At 69.6% G+C, this 16407-nt stretch carries 13 protein-coding genes; 5 read left to right on the forward strand and 8 right to left on the reverse strand.

Features of this window, described 5'->3' with window-relative positions:
• The first annotated feature begins 5 nt into the window (after positions 1-5).
• Genes ACT54L_RS10580 through ACT54L_RS10590 form a run of 3 tightly spaced genes read left to right on the forward strand, consistent with a single transcriptional unit; the run spans position 6 to position 3040 of the window.
• A complete protein-coding gene (locus ACT54L_RS10580; protein ID WP_476085540.1) occupies positions 6-1139 on the forward strand; it encodes an iron-containing alcohol dehydrogenase in 1134 nt (377 codons plus the stop codon).
• 35 nt (positions 1140-1174) lie between these two features.
• Positions 1175-2065 (forward strand): dihydrodipicolinate synthase family protein, encoded by an 891-nt coding sequence (locus ACT54L_RS10585; protein ID WP_476085541.1) that lies wholly within the window; start codon positions 1175-1177, stop codon positions 2063-2065.
• A 9-nt stretch (positions 2066-2074) separates the two neighbouring features.
• Entirely contained in the window at positions 2075-3040 is a 966-nt protein-coding gene (locus ACT54L_RS10590; RefSeq protein ID WP_476085542.1) for a hydroxyacid dehydrogenase, read from the forward strand.
• Positions 3041-3117: 77 nt separating this feature from the next.
• Here the strand turns inward: ACT54L_RS10590 and ygfZ are convergent, their stop codons facing one another.
• Complete coding sequence (gene ygfZ / locus ACT54L_RS10595) at positions 3118-3993, reverse strand: CAF17-like 4Fe-4S cluster assembly/insertion protein YgfZ (protein ID WP_476085543.1); 876 nt, start codon at positions 3991-3993, stop codon at positions 3118-3120.
• Between the two features lie 71 nt (positions 3994-4064).
• Between ygfZ and ACT54L_RS10600 the strand changes: the two genes are divergently transcribed.
• Positions 4065-5402 (forward strand): dihydroorotase, encoded by a 1338-nt coding sequence (locus tag ACT54L_RS10600; protein WP_476085544.1) that lies wholly within the window; start codon positions 4065-4067, stop codon positions 5400-5402.
• A gap of 21 nt (positions 5403-5423) precedes the next feature.
• Here the strand turns inward: ACT54L_RS10600 and ACT54L_RS10605 are convergent, their stop codons facing one another.
• Complete coding sequence (locus tag ACT54L_RS10605) at positions 5424-6893, reverse strand: methyl-accepting chemotaxis protein (RefSeq protein ID WP_476085545.1); 1470 nt, start codon at positions 6891-6893, stop codon at positions 5424-5426.
• Positions 6894-7190: 297 nt separating this feature from the next.
• Here ACT54L_RS10605 and ACT54L_RS10610 point away from each other — a divergent pair, with 297 nt between their 5' ends.
• Positions 7191-8108: an HpcH/HpaI aldolase/citrate lyase family protein gene (locus tag ACT54L_RS10610; protein ID WP_476085546.1), complete on the forward strand. Its 918-nt coding sequence runs from the start codon at positions 7191-7193 to the stop codon at positions 8106-8108.
• Between the two features lie 26 nt (positions 8109-8134).
• On the opposite strand, the gene ACT54L_RS10615 is transcribed toward ACT54L_RS10610, so the two are convergent.
• The 6 genes from ACT54L_RS10615 to ACT54L_RS10640 form a co-directional block, all read right to left on the reverse strand.
• Positions 8135-9268: a DUF2778 domain-containing protein gene (locus ACT54L_RS10615; protein WP_476085547.1), complete on the reverse strand. Its 1134-nt coding sequence runs from the start codon at positions 9266-9268 to the stop codon at positions 8135-8137.
• Between the two features lie 191 nt (positions 9269-9459).
• A complete protein-coding gene (locus ACT54L_RS10620; protein WP_476085548.1) occupies positions 9460-10689 on the reverse strand; it encodes an MFS transporter in 1230 nt (409 codons plus the stop codon).
• Between the two features lie 156 nt (positions 10690-10845).
• Positions 10846-11640 carry an SDR family NAD(P)-dependent oxidoreductase gene (locus ACT54L_RS10625; RefSeq protein ID WP_476085549.1) on the reverse strand — a complete coding sequence of 265 codons (795 nt, stop codon included), beginning with the start codon at positions 11638-11640 and terminating at the stop codon, positions 10846-10848.
• An 82-nt stretch (positions 11641-11722) separates the two neighbouring features.
• Complete coding sequence (locus ACT54L_RS10630; protein WP_476085771.1) at positions 11723-13804, reverse strand: putative bifunctional diguanylate cyclase/phosphodiesterase; 2082 nt, start codon at positions 13802-13804, stop codon at positions 11723-11725.
• Positions 13805-13981: 177 nt separating this feature from the next.
• On the reverse strand, positions 13982-15484 hold the full coding sequence (locus ACT54L_RS10635; protein ID WP_476085550.1) for a carboxypeptidase M32: 1503 nt from the start codon (positions 15482-15484) through the stop codon (positions 13982-13984).
• Positions 15485-15579: 95 nt separating this feature from the next.
• The gene (locus tag ACT54L_RS10640; RefSeq protein WP_476085551.1) at positions 15580-16338 is read right to left on the reverse strand and encodes a GntR family transcriptional regulator; all 759 of its coding nucleotides are present in this window, start codon (positions 16336-16338) and stop codon (positions 15580-15582) included.
• Positions 16339-16407 lie beyond the last annotated feature (69 nt).

The following is a 16407-nucleotide window of genomic DNA, read 5'->3' on the forward strand; positions in this document are numbered from 1 at the left end:
ACGTCATGACCGCAGGTCTCTCCGCGCCCATCGAGCTGGCGCGCCCGCCCCGCATCCTGTTTGGCTCCGGCACGGTGGCGTCCGTGCCGCGCTGGATCGCCGAGAAGGGCTTTTCCCGCATCCTGGTGGTGGCCGACGCCTTCAATGCCGCCCGCGTCCATCTTCTCGGCCTTCAGGGCGAGGTCACCGTCTTCGGCGCGGTGAAGCCCGAGCCGGACGTGCCGAACCTGGAGGCGCTCCTCGCCCGCGCCGTCGCGGCGCGGCCGGACGTGGTGATCGGCTTCGGCGGCGGCAGCGCCATGGATCTGGCCAAGCTCGCCGCCGTGCTGCCCGGCTCCGGGCAGTCGTTGGCCGAGGTGGTAGGGCCGGAAAAGGTGAAGGCCAAGGGCGCTGCCCTGATCCAGGTCCCCACGACGGCGGGCACCGGGAGCGAGGCGGGCACCCGCGCTCTCGTCACCGATCCCGTCACCCAGAACAAGCTCGCCGTCCAGAGCCTGCACATGCAGGCGGACCTTGCGGTGGTGGACCCCGACCTTACTCTGTCCGTGCCCCCGGCGGTGACGGCGGCCACCGGCGTCGATGCCCTCGCCCATTGCGTGGAGGCCTTCACCAGCCGCAAGGCCCATCCCACCATCGATCTCTATGCCCTGGAGGGCGCGCGGCTGGTGGGCCAGCACCTGGCGGCCGCCATCCGCGATGGGTCGAATACCGAGGCCCGCGCGGGCCTCGCGCTCGCCTCGCTCTATGGCGGCTTCTGCCTCGGCCCTGTCAACACCACGGCGGGCCATGCGGTGGCCTATCCGCTGGGCACCCGCCACCACATCGCCCATGGCGCCGCCAACGCGCTCATCTTCCCCCATGTGCTGGCCTTCAACGCGCCCGCCGTGCCGGAGAAGACCGCCCTCGTGCTCCAGGCGCTGGGCCTGAAGCCCTCCGCCGATCCGGCCGAGGTGCTCGAAGCCGCCTATGGCTGGTGCGCCGGCCTCGGCTGCCAGATGCGCCTGTCCGCCCATGGGGTGCCGCGGGAGGACCTGCCCGTCATGGCCACCGAGGCCCATGCCATCCGGCGCCTGCTCGACAACAACCCGCGCGACATCAGCCGCGACGAAATTCTCGCCATTTACGAGGCCGCCTACTGAGCGGGCCCGACAGAAAGATGGGAAAGGCTGAGGACATGACCAAGATTAAGGGCACTTTCGTTGCCATCGTCACGCCCTTCGACGCGACGGAGACCGTGGATGGCGCGGCGCTCCGCCGTCAGGTCGAGCGCCAGATCGGCGCCGGCAACGGCATATTCTGCGCCGGCACCAATGGCGAATTCTACGCCTTGTCGTTTGAGGAGAAGATCGAGGTGGCCCGCATCTGCGTGGATGCGGCGGCGGGGCGCCAGCCGGTGCTCGCCCATATCGGGGAAATCTCCACTCACCAGACCATCGCGCTGGGCAAGGAGATCGAGAAGCTGGGCGTGAAGGCGGTCTCGGCCATCACGCCGTCCTTCATCGCCTGCTCGCAGGCCGAACTGGTGGACCATTATCGCAAGGTGGCGGACGCCCTCTCCCTGCCAGTCTATCTCTACAATATCCCCGCCCGCACCGGGAACACGATCGCCCCGGAGACCGCGCGCATCCTGGCGGATCATCCCAACATCATCGGCATCAAGGACAGCGCCGGCTCGCAGGAGAGCCTGGACGGCTTCCTGGCCATCGCCCGTGAGCGCGACGATTTCGACGTGCTGGTGGGCCCGGATTCGCTGATCCTGCACGGCCTGAAGAATGGCGCCGCCGGCAACATTTCGGGGCTGGGCAACGTGGCTCCCGTCACGCTGAACGCCATCAGCGCGGCCTTTGACAAGGGCGACCTGGCCGGTGCTGAGGCGGCGCAGACCCGCTTCAGCACGCTCCGTAAGGAGCTCTATGCCCACGGCTTCCCGCCCGCTTTGGTCAAGCGCGCCTTGCGCCATGCCATCCCGGAAGTGGGCGCCAGCCGCGCGCCGGTGCTCATCTCCCAAGAGGCGGACGCTGAGATCGCGGCGCTCTCCGCGCGCTATGCCGAAGCCGTGGCCTGAGGCCGCGCCATGAGCTTCACCGTCGTCAGCCTCGGCGGCCCCGTGACCGCCGCCGGGGAGGAAATGCTCCGCGCGGCGGGGATCACCTCCCTGTCCACCGGCCCCTATCCGGCCAAGAGCGAGGTGATGGACCTCCTCGCCAGCCGGCAGGCGGATGCGCTCATCGTCCGCCTCGTGGAGCGGATCGATGGGGACATCCTGAAGGCCTCGCCCCACCTCAAGCTGGTGCACAAGCACGGCGCCGGCACCAATGACATCGACGTGGCCGCCGCCAAGGCGCTGGGCATTCCCGTGCTGGCGGCGGTGGGCGCCAATGCCCATTCGGTGGCCGAGCATGCGCTGGCCATGATGTTCGCCCTTATCAAGGACATGCGCCGGCAGGATGCCTTCGTGCGCGGCGGTGGCTGGGCGGCCAAGGCCTATCAGGGCCACGAGCTGCGCGGCCGCAGGCTGGGCCTCGTGGGCTTCGGCCTCATCGCCCGGCATCTGGCCCGCATGGCCGGTGCCATCGGCATGCGCGTTGAGGCCTATGATCCGTTCGCGCCCGACACGGCTTTTGTGGATGGCGTTTCCCGCGCCACCGACCTGGACGCGATGCTGGCCGCCTCGGATGTAGTGAGCCTCCATTGCCCGCTCACGCCGGAGACGCGCGACCTCATCAATGCCCGCACCTTGGGCCTGATGAAGCCCACCGCTTTCCTCATCAACACCGCGCGCGGCGAGGTGGTGGACGAGGGCGCTCTGGTGGAGGCGCTGCGCGCGGGGCGCATTGCGGGTGCCGGCCTCGACACCTTCGCCCCGGAGCCGCCCGCCGCCGACAATCCCTTGTGGCAGCTGGAAAATGTGGTGGTCTCGCCGCACATTGGCGGGGTTACGGAAGAGGCGCGGGGCGAGGTGTCGCTCATCACCTGCGGCAATGTGATCGCCTTTCTGAAGGGCGAAACGGTGCCGCAGCACTTCTTCGTGCGGGGGTAGGCACGGACGCCACCGGAGGAGCCGCCGTCCAGCGGCTTCTCCGGTGGGTCAGTTCCTCCGGCGGGCCAGTCCTGGACTCAGCCCGCGGCGTCCGCCCCAGCCATGTCGAAGCCGGCCCAGTCGGGCTTCTTCAGCCGCACATCCACGCCCGAGGCCACCAAGGGCAGGCCCGCCGCATGCGCGTCCGCCGCTCGGTCGAGCCGCACCAGGGCGATGCCGCGCCCGCGCGCGGAGGAGCCGATGCGCCCCACGCTCTTTTCCCCCGCCAGGATCTCCGATCCCTCCTCGGGAGCCACATCGAACACAGCGATGACGGCCCGCGTGCGGGCGGTGCCGCGATGCTGCATGCGGCTCACCACCTCCTGGCCCACATAGCAGCCCTTCTTGAAGTCGACCCCGCCCAGTTGGTCCATGTCGGTCTCATGGGGGAAGGCGTCGCTATAGGCGAAATCGGCGCCTCCCTTGGGGATGCCGAGGCCGATGCGGTGGGCTTCATAGCCGGCAGGATCGCCGGCCGGGGCATCCGCCGCTGGCAGCACCACCCGATCGCCCAGCGCCTGAAGGCGCGGATCGGGGAAGACCTGCGCCCCCGCCGGCAATTGGATGGCGCCCCAGCGGGCGGCGACCGCATGGGTCTCGTCCGGCGTGATCTCCACCTTGGCGCGCAGGCGATACATGGACAGGCGCTTGATGAGGTCACCCACCAGGGCCTTCGGCGCGTCGAGGAGGAAGGTGTCGGGGGCGTCCTTGGGCGCATAGAGCAGGAAGTCGCAGATGATCTTGCCCTGCGGCGTGAGCAGGGCGCCAAAGCGGGCGCCGCCCGGCTCCAGGCTCTCCACGTTGCAGGTCACCACATTGTGCAGGAAGTGGCGGGCATCGGGACCGGTGATGCGCACCAAGGCGCGATCGTCCAGGCGGGCGAAGGGGAAAGCCGGGGAAATGGCGTTGGGCATGGCCCTGTCCTTGTCAGAAGCGGATTTCAGACTTAAAGCCCCGCCCGGTCCCTCTCAAGAGCGAGCGCGCCATGGCTGATAGCTTCGACCTCATCCTCAAGGGCGGCACGCTCGTCACCCCCGCCGGCATCGGCGCCGCCGACATCGGCGTCACCGCCGGCCGCATCCGCGCCATTGGCAGCCTTTCGGGCGCTGCGGCGGGTGAGGTGGTGGACTGCACGGGCCTCACAATCCTGCCTGGCGTCATCGACACCCAGGTGCATTTCCGCGAGCCCGGCCTCGACCATAAGGAAGATCTGGAGAGCGGCTCGCGCGCGGCGGTCATGGGCGGGGTCACCGCCGTGTTCGAGATGCCGAACACCAACCCCCAGACCACCAGCGCGGCGGCGCTCGAAGACAAGCTGAAGCGCGCCAACGGCCGCATGCATTGCGACTTCGCCTTCTATGTGGGTGGCACCCACGAGAATGTGGCGGACCTGCCGGAGCTGGAGCGCCTGCCGGGCGCGGCCGGCGTCAAGGTCTTCATCGGCTCGTCCACCGGCTCGCTGCTGGTGGCGGATGATCCCGGCGTGAAGGCGATCCTGAAGGTGATTCGCCGCCGCGCCGCCTTCCATTGCGAGGACGAGCCGCGCTTGAACGAGCGCAAGAGCCTGCGCGTGCCGGGCGATCCGACCTCCCACCCGGTGTGGCGGGACGAGGTGGCGGCCCTGACCGCCACGCGGCGCCTGGTGACGCTGGCGCGGGAAGTGGGCGCGCGAGTGCATGTGCTGCATGTGACCACGGCCGAGGAAATGGCCTATCTCGCCGACCACAAGGACGTGGCCTCGGTGGAGGTCACCCCCCATCACCTGACCATGACGGCGCCGGACTGCTACCAGCGGCTCGGCACCCTCGCCCAGATGAACCCGCCGGTGCGCGAGGCGCGGCACAAGGATGGCCTGTGGGCCGGCATCGCCTCGGGCGTGGTGGATGTGCTCGGCTCCGACCATGCGCCCCACACGCTGGAAGAGAAGGCCAAGGACTATCCCAATACGCCCTCGGGCATGACCGGCGTGCAGACCCTGGTGCCCATGATGCTCGACCATGTGGCGGCGGGGCGCCTGTCGCTGGAGCGGTTCGTGGATCTGACCAGCGCCGGGCCGGCGCGGCTGTTCAACATCGCCTGCAAGGGCCGCATCGTGGAAGGCTATGACGCCGACTTCACGGTGGTGGACCTGAAGCGCCGCGTCACCATTACGCGGGACTGGATCGCCTCCAAGTCCCAATGGTCGCCCTATGAGGGCGTGGAAGTGACGGGCTGGCCGGTGGGCACCTTCGTGCGTGGCCGCAAGGTCATGTGGGAGGGGGAACTGACCGGCCCCTCGGGCGGGTCGGCGGTGCGCTTCCTGGAGACCTTGCAGGGCGCCTGAGCGGGCGCCCCGCGCCGGGCCTCAGTGCTTCAGCAGCGTTTGCACTTCGGAGGTGAGGCGTTCGGCAAAGCCGGACACCTCGGCCGCGACGGTGCGCACGCCGGTGGCGGCATTGCGGATCTGCGAGGACGCCGTCGAGACGCCGATAATGCTCTCGCTGACCGAGCGGTTGATGGCGGCCTGCTCGTCCACCGCCGCCGACAGGCCCGTGAACACATTGCTCAGTTCGCCCACGCTGTGCGTGATCTCGCCCACCGCACCGGCCGCCGAGGCGGCGCTTTGCTGCACGGCTTCCACCTGGTGACGGATGTCCTGGGTGGCATTGGCGGTCTGGAGCGCCAGGGCCTTGACCTCCTGGGCCACCACCGCAAACCCCTTGCCGGCCTCGCCGACCCGCGCCGCCTCGATGGTGGCGTTGAGGGCGAGCAGGTTGGTCTGGGCGGCGATCTTCTCGATCAGCGCCGTGACATTGGAGATGCGCTCGACGCTGGTGGTGAGCCCGCCCACCAGGGCGTTGGAGGCGGTCGCTCGTTCCGTCACCTCCCGCGACATGGTGGAGGCGCGGCGGATCTGATGGGTGATCTCGTCGAAGGTGGCGGACATCTCCGTCGCCGAGGAGGAGACGGTGTTGGCCATCTCCTCGCTGCGCTCGGTGAGCGACAGGAGCTGCGCGCTGGCGCCCTCGCCGGCCTCGGAGGTGCGGCGCATGTCGGCCACGACCCCGGTGACCCGATCCGCCAAGGTGATGTTGTCGGTGATGAGCGACCAGGTGACCATGGGGCCGTCATAGGAGCCGTCCGGCCCGGTGATGGCGGTCACGCGCAGGTGCAGCGTTTCCGGCCCGACTCGGATGCGCGCCTCGTGGGGGAGGTAGCTGGCATCGGCCAGCATCTTGCGCTGGTGGTGGGGGTTCTTGTGGAAGACATCGATGCAGGTGCCGATGAGCGCGTCCGCCTTGATGGGCAGATGGGCCTCGATTCGGCGCAGGGTGTCGATGGAGGTCTTGTTGGCATAGTCGATGCGCAAGGTCTCGCGGTCGCACGTCATCACGTTGACCGGCAGTTCCTCCAGCATCTGGAGCAGGCGGGCATTGCGGGCTTCCGCCTTCACGGCGGCGGTGACCACGTTCCAGGTGAGCTGGAGATGCTCGCAATTGCCGCGGGCGTCGCGCACCGCGTCCACATGCAGGTCGAGGATTTCGGGGCCGGCATGAATGCGGGCGGTGTGCGGCAGGTTGCGCAGGTCCGAGAGATGACTGCGGATGCGCGTCCCATCCTTGTGGAAAATGTCCATGGACTGGCCCACCACCGCCTCGGCCGGCACCGGCAGCACCGGCTGGATGGAGCGCAGCAGTGCCTTGGACTTGGCATTGACATAGGTGATGCGGAAGCTGCGGGGGTCGGCGAGCATCACCGCCACCGGCAACGCCTCCAGGAGGGGCATGCGCGAGGCGGAAGGGGCGTCAGTGCGCTTCAGGGCGACGGCCGGCATCGAGTAGTCCTGACCATTAGGGAAGGGGACGGGGCCCGCCCCTCCGGAGGGGGATCGTTCCCGTAAGGGGTGGAGGTCCGCGCGGGCGGCACGACCGCTTGGTGGGTGAAAAATTACGGGGCCAAGGTTGCACGGGGCTGACTCCGCGCTCAGGATTTATACGTAGAGCGTGAGCTAAGCGGTGGGCGCAAAACGTATAAGGAAGTTGCGCCTGCCTCGGGTGGTGCCGCACAAGGGCGTTAAGCGTGCCCCCTGCCGGAAGGTCGCAGAGGGGCACGAAATCCAAGGAAACGCCTCATGTCCACCTTTTCGCCATCCCCCGCCGTCCGGCCCGCCCACCTGTGCCGCACCTGGATGTTCCTCGAAGGCGCCAATGTGGAGGTGCTGGAGGCGGCCCCCGCCTGCGGGGCCGATGTGCTGATCCAGGAGCTGGAGGACTTCACCCCGCCGGCCCTGCGGCCGATAGCCCGGCAGATCGCGCCGGAGATCTATGCCCGCTGGCGGGCGGCGGGGGCGGTGGTGGCGGTGCGGGTCAACCCGCTGGCGCAGGGCGGACTGGAGGATCTGGAGGCGGTCATGGCCGGCCGGCCGGACATCGTCGCGCTGCCCAAGGTGGCCGAGCCCCATCAGGTGGCAGAGCTGGACGCCCATGTCAGCCGGCTCGAACAGGCCTATGGCTATCCGGCCGGCACCACGGCCCTCCTGCCCAATATCGAGTTCGCCCGCGGGCTGGTGCAGCTGGGCGCCATCGCGGCGGCAAGCCCGCGCGTCACCGCCTGCCTGCTGGCGGCGGAGGATCTGGCCGCGGATCTCGGCGCCGAGCGCGAGCCGGACAGCCTGGAACTGGCCTATGCCCGCCAGCGCTTCCTGTTGGAATGCGTGGCGGCCGGCATCGTTGCGGTGGATTGCCCCTATACCTGGGCGGACCGGGAGGGTGCGGACCGGGACGCCCGCTGGGCGCGGCGCCTGGGCTACCGGGCCAAGAGCGCGGTGGACCCCACCCATGCGCCCGTGCTCAACGCTGCCTTCACGCCTTCGCCGGCGGAGGTGGCCGCCGCCGAACGGCTGGTGCACGCCTTCGAGGCGGCCCGCGAGAAGGGGGAGGCGCGGGTGGAATTGGACGGGGCGCTGGTGGAAGTGCCCGGCTATCTCACCGCCAAGCGCCGCCTGGCGCGGGCGGCGGAGCTTTCAAGCTGGCGGCGGGGCGGCGCCTGAGCCGCCCGACTTGGTCTCTCTTATCCTCAGCGGGCCTTGGCCGGAGCGGCATTGGCCTTGGGCGTCAGCCAGGACAGGAGCGAGGGCGTCTGTCGGGCGGAGGGTGGCAGGCGCGGCACCACCACCAGGCGGTTGAAGTCGCCGCGCTTGAAGGCGGTCAGGAAGCGCTGATAGTCCTGCACCGAGACGCAGCCGTTGGAATCCCCGCGCGGGCCGAGCATGTAGGTGTGCACCAGGAAGCCGTCGCGGCCATACATCTTGCCGTCGCCCACGGGGGTCAGGCGGATGGCCTCCACCCCGTGGAACAGCGCCTCGCGCATGGTCAGCTTGTAGGTGTTGGGCGGGGTGGGGCCGACCATGCGGCGGTGCACGCTGGTGGGCTTGTCGAAATTCTCGCCATAGCCCGAATGGGCTTCCAGGCGCTCCCCGCTCGGCAGGTAGACCAGCCCGCCCTCGATGTCATAGAGGGCAAAGCGGCTGTCGGGGGTGGGCAAGGTGATGCCGGTGGAGGGCTGGTCCGGCTCGGGCGCGCGCTCGAGGACGCGGGGCTGGCGCTCCTCTTCCGGTGCCACGGGGGCGAGCGATGCCATCTGCCGCTCGGGCCGGGGCTGCGGGCCAACCATGGGCCGGGGCGGGGCGATGAGGCGGATGGTGTCCTTCTGGGCCGCGTCCGCCAGCGCCTCGGCGGTGGGGGTGCGCAAGGCGAGCAGCGGGTTGCGGGCGGGCAGGGGAATGCCGGCGGTGGCCACGTCCGCCACCACTTCTTCCACCTCCGCCTGGGCCAGCTCCAGACTGGCGGCGCGCATGTCGAAGGGGGTCGAGGCGGTCATCCAGCCCGGTTCCACCGGCACGGTGCCGGCGGAGGGCAGGCTCGCGGCTTCCGCCACCGCCTCGCCATCGCCGGCGAGCGCGAACGGCTCGGTGCGCGGCGGGCGCGGCGGCAGGAAGCGCGAAATGGGCGAGAGCGGCGAGATGTGCGAGGTCGTCACCGGCGCGCCGCCGGCCCAGGGGTTGCCGTTGACGGCGATGGTCGCGGCCGCACCAATGGCGCTGGTGGCGATCACCAGGGCGCCGATGAAGCTGATGGGCGCACCCTGCCGGGGGCGGCGACGACGGTCCCGGACGGGGGCCTCGTCATGGGTCCAGGCAATATAGGTCATGATCCTCGCAGCTCGACCGGGCGCTTCCGGCTTCCCCATTGCCCTGTGTGGCGGGCGATGTGGCGACGTGCCGATGAGGTCAGGCTGCCAAAAACTTCCTAACAATATGCTTTATGCCGCCGTAACCATGGACGCCGTCCCGTCCGATGGCGGCAAGCCTTGCACGCAGACCTTGCGCGAAGCCCGCTTTTTCAATGGCTTAGCTTGTCGGTGTCGCCGTCGCCCGCGCCCTTGCCGATGGCCAGCGCGGGAAGGATGGCCAGCAGCACCAAAATACCGCCCAGCACCAGGAAGCTCTCCACCGGCAAGGTGCTCAGGAGCCGGGTCAGGAAGCCCGACAGGAACACGCACACCGCCACCCCTGCGGCGGAGAGGCCGAGCACCCAGCCGCGCTCGGTCTCCGGCACCCGGCTGGAGGCGGCGGTCAAGAGCGACACGTAGCCGAACACATTGGCGATGCAGATGAACACGGTGAGCCCCATCTGCCCGAGGGCCGGCACCGGCAGGGCGGAGGCGATGAGCAACGTGCCGCAGACGGCGTGGCCGAGAATGGCGATCTTGCGCTCTTCCTTCAGCCATTCGGCCACCCGGCCATAGAAGAAGGCGGAGCCGGCCATGAAGCCGAGGCCCATCACCACCGAGAACAGGCCGATGCCGGCGGTGCCAAAGCCATAGACGCGCTGCATCAGCACCAGGATGAAGGTGTAGTAGATCAGGAAACCCAGCTGGAACAGGAAGAAGGAGGCGAGGGGCGGCACCGCCGCGGGCCGGTCCTTCAGCCGCGCGAACAGCAGGAAAGGCTGGCGCCAGCTGAACTGGAACGCCCGGCGCGGCGCCTCCTCGCCGAAGCGGGCGCGGGCCAGCAGCCAGGTGTTGAGGGCGCACAGGACGAGCGCGAAGGCGAGCGGCGCGCGGAAATCGAAATGGCCGAGCCCGCCGCCAATGGCCGGGCCCGCCAACAGGCCCAACGTGTTGACGGCGGTGACCTGCGCCATGGCTGCGCCGCGCTCCTCTTCCGCCACCGCATCCACCATGCTGGCCTGGGCGATGGGCGCGGTGCCGGACATGAGGCCGGCCACCACGCGGCCGAGGAAGAACAGCCAGAGCCAATTGACCTCCAGCGACAGCCACATGAGCCCATAGGCCAGCGCCAGTCCCCCCATGCACACCACCAGGGTGCGCCGGCGGCCGAAAGCGTCGGAGAGCTCGCCCAGCAGCGAGCAGCCGAAGAAGGCGCCGATGGGAAACAGCGAGAAGGCGAGCGCCATCAGCGTGTCCCGGTTCTCCGGCGTGACCTGCCCGCCAAAGCCCGGCCCGTCGAACAGGGACACGATCAGCGGGTACATCAGGCCGAAGGAGAAGATGTCCAGGAAGACGGCGAGGAAAAGCGGGCCGTGGCTCCGAAACAGAGCGGTCTTCATCAAGGGCTCCGAGGCGGGGAGGGGACGCGCGGCGGCGCAGGGGGGCGTGGCGGCACAGTGCACCAATCCGCCGCCCGGCGCCTCACAAGACTATGAAACAAACCGGACGCCCCTCGGTACGCCCCCTGTTACGCCCTTCGGGGCGCGCCGGAGGCTTCAGGCGGGCAAACGGGTGCCGCCATAGGTGTGCCAGGTGGTGGCCACCAGCCATCCGCAATCCACCGGCAGGTCGATGCCGGTGATGGCGCTGGAGGTGCGGCCGGCCAGGAAGATCACCGCGTCCGCCACCTCTTCCGGCAGCACCAGGCGATGGAGCGCCGCATTGCCGGCGAGGTTGGAGACATCCCGCTCGCCCTTGTCGATGGCGGCCTGGAGGGCGGGGGTCAGGGTATAGCCGGGCGAGATGGAATTCACCCGCACGCCCGCCGGCCCCCATTCGGCGGCCAGGCACCGGCTGATGGCGATCACCGCCGCCTTGGCGGGGGCATAGGCATGCATGGGCACCGAGCGGGAGCCGGTGATGGAGGCGATGTTGATGATGGAGCCGGCCCGCCGCTTCAGCATGCCCCGTGCGAAGGCGCGGCAGCCCAGATAGGTGCCGCGCTGGTCGATAGTGATGACCGCGTCCCATGCTTCCATGGGCAGGTCATGGGGCCGCAGCGGCACCTGGAGGATGCCGGCGCTGTTCACCAGCACGTCCACCGGGCCATATTCGGCCTCGATGGCGGCGGCGCAGCGCTCCACGTCTTCTTCGCGCGCCACGTCGAGGGCGAAGGCGCGGCCGCCAATCTCCTGCGCCACCGCCTCCGCCCGCTCCAGGTCCCGGTCCGCCACGGCCACTTGCGCCCCGGCCGCCGCGAGCGCGCGGGCGCAGGCGGCGCCGATGCCGCTGGCGCCCCCCGTCACCACATGGATGCCGGCGGGAAGGGGAGAGGACGAGGGGGCGGTCATGGGGGGGCGTCTCCGATCCGATTCTGCGTCGGGGCGGATCCTATCTCATGGGCGCCACTCGCGCCTCCTCAAGCGGCTTGGCCTACGGGCCGCGGCGGTGCTCCGCTTCCCTCAGGCTCTGCGTCGGGTCCGCCGCTTGGGCCGCGAGCATGGCCTCGAAGGCGTCGCGCGTGAGCGGACGGGCAAACAGGAAGCCTTGGGCTTCCTCGCACTCCCGGCGGCGCAGGAAGTCGGCCTGCGCCTGCGTCTCCACCCCCTCCGCCACCACCGAGAGGCGCAGATTGTGGGCCATCCCCACGATGGAGCGCACGATGGCGGTGTCCTCCGCCGCCGCGGTATCGGAGAGGTTGCGCACGAAGCTGCGGTCCAGCTTCAGCCGGGTGAGCGGGTAGCGCATGAGGTAGCTGAGGGACGCATAGCCGGTGCCGAAATCATCAAGCGCGAGGCCCACGCCCCGGGACCGCAGGGTGACGAGGGACCGGGTCAGGTCCTCGTCGAGGCCAAGGGCAATATTCTCGGTGATTTCCAGCTCAAGGCAGGAGGGGGCGAGGCCGCTCACGGCCAGCGCCTGTTCCACATCCTCCACCAGCGTGCCGCAATGCATCTGGGCGGGGAAGAGGTTCACCCCCATGCGCAGGGGCGGCAGGCCCTTGCTGCGCCAGTGGGCGGCGGTGGTGCAGGCGGTCTTCAGGATCCAGGTGCTGAGGTCGAGGGCGGCGGGGCTGCGGGCCAGCGCCTCGATGAATTCGGCCGGCGGCAGGAGGCCGCGCTCGGGATGGCGCCAGCGCAGCAGGGCCTCCGCGCCGACGATGGCGCCATCGGAAAGACGCACCTGAGGCTGGTAGTGAAGCTCGAATTCGGCCCGCGCGCAGGCCCGCCGCAATTGCGTCTCCAGGTCCTGCCGCACCACCGCCCGCTGCCGCAGGTCCGGCATTAACAGGCTAACGCGCCGCACGTCGGACGCCTTGGCCTCGTAGAGGGCGAGATCGGCATTGGCGATCACCTCCTCCGCCGTGCGCCCGTGCTCGGGCGCGAGGGCAAGGCCGAGGCTGACGCCGATGAAGAGATGATGCCCCTCAAGATCATAGGGCGCCTCTATCTGGCGCAGGACGGCGGCGAAGGTGTTCGCGGCCACGTCCGGCGGGCCGGGCTGCGAGAGCAGGAAGACGAATTCGTCCCCCCCGAAGCGATAAAGCCGCATGGCTGGGCCGGTCATGGCCTCCAGCCGCCGGGCGGCGGCCGCGATCAGGCGGTCGCCGGTGTCGTGGCCGAGCGTGTCGTTGATGTCCTTCAGGCGGTTGAGGTCGAGGATGGCCACCGCCAGCGGCGCCTTGTCCACGCCCGCCTCGAGGTCGTGGGCGAGGTCGCGCATGAGACTGGCGCGGTTGGGCAGGCCGGTGAGGGCATCAAAATGGGCGATATGGTCGAGCCGCGCCTCCACCGCCCGGCGCTCCGAACGGTCCCGCCCGATGACGAAATAACGCTGCGCCTCCTGCGACCAGACGCCGGAAAAGGCCATGGGCACCATGTGCCCGTCCGCATGCCGGCAGTCGGTCTCATAGTCGCGCACGGGCACCCCGGCGCGCGCGCTCCGAATGAGCGCTTCCGCCTCGTCCGGCACATGGGGTGCGATGAAGGCGCTGGCCAACTGGCCGATCATCTCCTGCGGGCTGTGGCCCAGGATGGTGCGCGCGCTCTCTGAAACCCGGCGCAGGCGCCAGTCGCGGTCAATGAGCAGCAGCAGGTCCACCGACACCTCGAACAGGCGGCGCTGCTCCTCCATTTCCTGGCGCAGGTCCGCGCCGGTCTGGCTGATGGCTTGCGCCGCCGCGGCCCGTTCACGGGCGGCCATGGGCAGCCAGCGCAGCAGCAGCAGGCCGAGCACCACGCAGGCGGCGATCACATTGAGGATTTTCGGCAGGATGAGCAGCGTCGGCTGGCCGAGCGTCTCCACGATGGCGTGGGGCAAATAGCCATACAGGGCGCCGAAATAGAGCCCGAAATAGACGTTCTCGAAGATGTTGCGGAACGTGTCGATGATGAGCACGGTCAAGAGCAGGCGCACCGTGCCGAAGGTCTGCGGATTGCGCGCATAGGCCAGGCATACGGTGGCGAAGATCCCCGCCCACAGGGCGACAATCAGCCAGTAAATGAGCGTGGCCACCAAGCCCAAGGTCAGCCTCCCCCGGGAACGGGACACCGCCGGGCCGCCCGCTCCCGATCGCCGATCCCTGTCCTTTTGCGATGAGCGGCGGCCGGCTGAGGAGACCAGCGGGTCGCCGCCGCAATTACAACACCTTAGCGCATGTCCCGCGGCCGGCAAATTGAGCGGCCGGGGCGCTCACGCTTCGTCCACGTAGCGCCGCCGCAGATGGGCCTTGAAGACGGCGGCGTCGAGCGGGCGGCCGGTGGCGCGGGTGAGCAGCTCGTCCTTCTCATAGAGCGAGCCGAGGCCGTGGATGTTGGCGCGCAGCCAGCTCACCAGCGGCGCAAAATCGCCCCGGGCGATGCCCGGCAGCACGTCGGGTTCGGCCCGCTTGGCGGCATCGAAGATCTGGGCGGCGGTCATGGCGCCCAAAGTATAGGTGGGGAAATAGCCCCAGCCGCCGCTCGGCCAATGCACGTCCTGGAGGCAGCCCAGGCGGTCATTGGGGGGCGTGACGCCGAGCAGGTTGCGCATCTGGGCGTTCCAGGCGGCGGGCAGCTCCGACAGCGGCATCTCGTCGCCGATGAGCGCCTTTTCCAGCCGGTAGCGCAGGATCACATGGGCGGGATAGGTGACCTCGTCCGCATCCACCCGGATGAAGCCGCGTTCCACCCTGGTGTAGCGCCGCCACAGCGCTTCGGGCTCCCACGCCGGACCGGACCCGCCAAACGCCTCGCGCATGAGCGGGGCGGCGAAGCGCAGGAATTCCTTGCTGCGGCAGGCCTGCATCTCCATCAGCAGGGACTGGCTCTCATGCAGGCTCATGCCCCGTGCGCCGCTCACCGGCTGGTTCAGCACCGCCTGCGGGCGGCCCTGCTCGTAGAGGGCATGGCCGGTCTCATGCATCACGCCCATGAGGGCGCGGGCAAAGTCGGCCGTGTCGTAGCGCGTGGTGATGCGCACGTCATTGTCGGCGCCACCGCAGAAGGGATGGGTGGAGACGTCCAGCCGCCCGCGATCGAAATCATAGCCCAGCACGCCCATCATCTTCACGCCGAGCGCCCGCTGGGCCTCCACCGGGAAGGGGCCTTCCGCCACCGGGTCGGCCGGCCGGCGGGCCTGCACCGCCAGCACCTCCTCGGTGAAGCCGGGCAGGAAGGCGGCCAGATCCGCGAACAGGGCATCGATCTGGGCCGAGCGGCCGCCGGGCTCATAATCGTTCAGGAGCGCGTCATAGGGGGAGAGGCCGAGCTTCTCGCCCTTGGCGCGGCCGATCTCCCGCTGCAGGCGCAGCACTTCGGCCAGGTGCGGCAGGAGGGCGGGGAAATCCGATTCGGCGCGCGCCGTGCGCCAGGCCATCTCGCACACGGAGACCGCCTTGCTGGAGGCCTCCACCAGATCGGAGGGCAGCGCGGTCTCCACCGTATGGATGCGGCGCACCTCGCGCAGATTGGCGCGCTCCCAAGGGCCGAGCCCGTCCGCATCGGCGCTGTCCTCGGCGGCGGCGAGCAGGTCGCCCACCTTGGGATCGGTGACGAGGCCGTGATGCAGCACCCGCAGCAAGGCGAGGCTCTCCGAGCGGGTACCCACGGCGCCCTTCGGCATCATGGTGTCATTGTCCCACTGGAGGATGCCGATGGCATTGGAGAGGGCGGAAGCCCGCCCGAAATGGGCGGCAAGCTCGCGATAGGCGGCCATGTTCGTTTCCTTGCCTGTTGGGCGCGCGGGGCGCGGGCGCACAATGGCACCGTCGCAGCGGGGCGTCGATGCCCCCCGGCTGGGCGTCGCCGGGGTCAGGTGAGGTCAGCGAGATAATGGAAGCCGTTGGTGAGGCACAGGCTGACGCGCCATTCCACCGGGATGCCCTCCAGCGACAAGGCGAGGCGATCGATCAGGAGGGCCGGCGTGCCTTCGGGCACCCCAAGATGGGTCGCGTCCTCGCCCACGGCCGCGACGGCTTTCAGCTTCTCGCGGGCGCGGGCCACGGTGACGCCATAGCGGCTGGCATAGAGGCCATAAAGATTATTGGGGATGGGCGCATCGCCGAGGCCGGGAAAGAGCGCGTCCGGCAAGGTGAGCGTCTCGCAGATGAGCGGGGTCTCGTCAAAGGCGCGCAGGCGGCGGATGCGCACCACCCGGGCATTCGGCCCCAGCTCCAGCGCCGCCCGCTCCGCCGCGCTTGCCCGCCCGCGCTCCAGCGACAGGGGGCGGCTTTCGGGAAAGCGGCGCTCGCCGTCATCGGCCACCAGCTTGAAGAACTGGAACAGGATACGGTCCTCGTCGTGGCGGCCCACGAAGGTTCCGCGTCCCTGCCGGCGCACCACCAGGTTTTCCGCCGCCATCTCGTCGAGGGCCTTGCGCACCGTGCCCTGGCTCACCCCCAATTCAGCGGCCAGCTGCATCTCGCTGGGCAAGGGTTCGCCGGGCGCCCAGATGCCGTCCACCATGCGGCGGATCAGGGTGTCGCGCACCTGCCGGTAGAGCGGCTTCAGGGCGAGGCCGGGGGCGGGGGGCGCCGCTTCTGCCGATGTCTTGATGGATGTCTTCGCCACGTCGCCCGTCCGCCCAATCACATTGTTTAACTGTGTATAGCCGCCCCCGTCGGGTCGAGGCTAGAGCGT

The organism is Aquabacter sp. DMC10 (assembly GCF_056314145.1).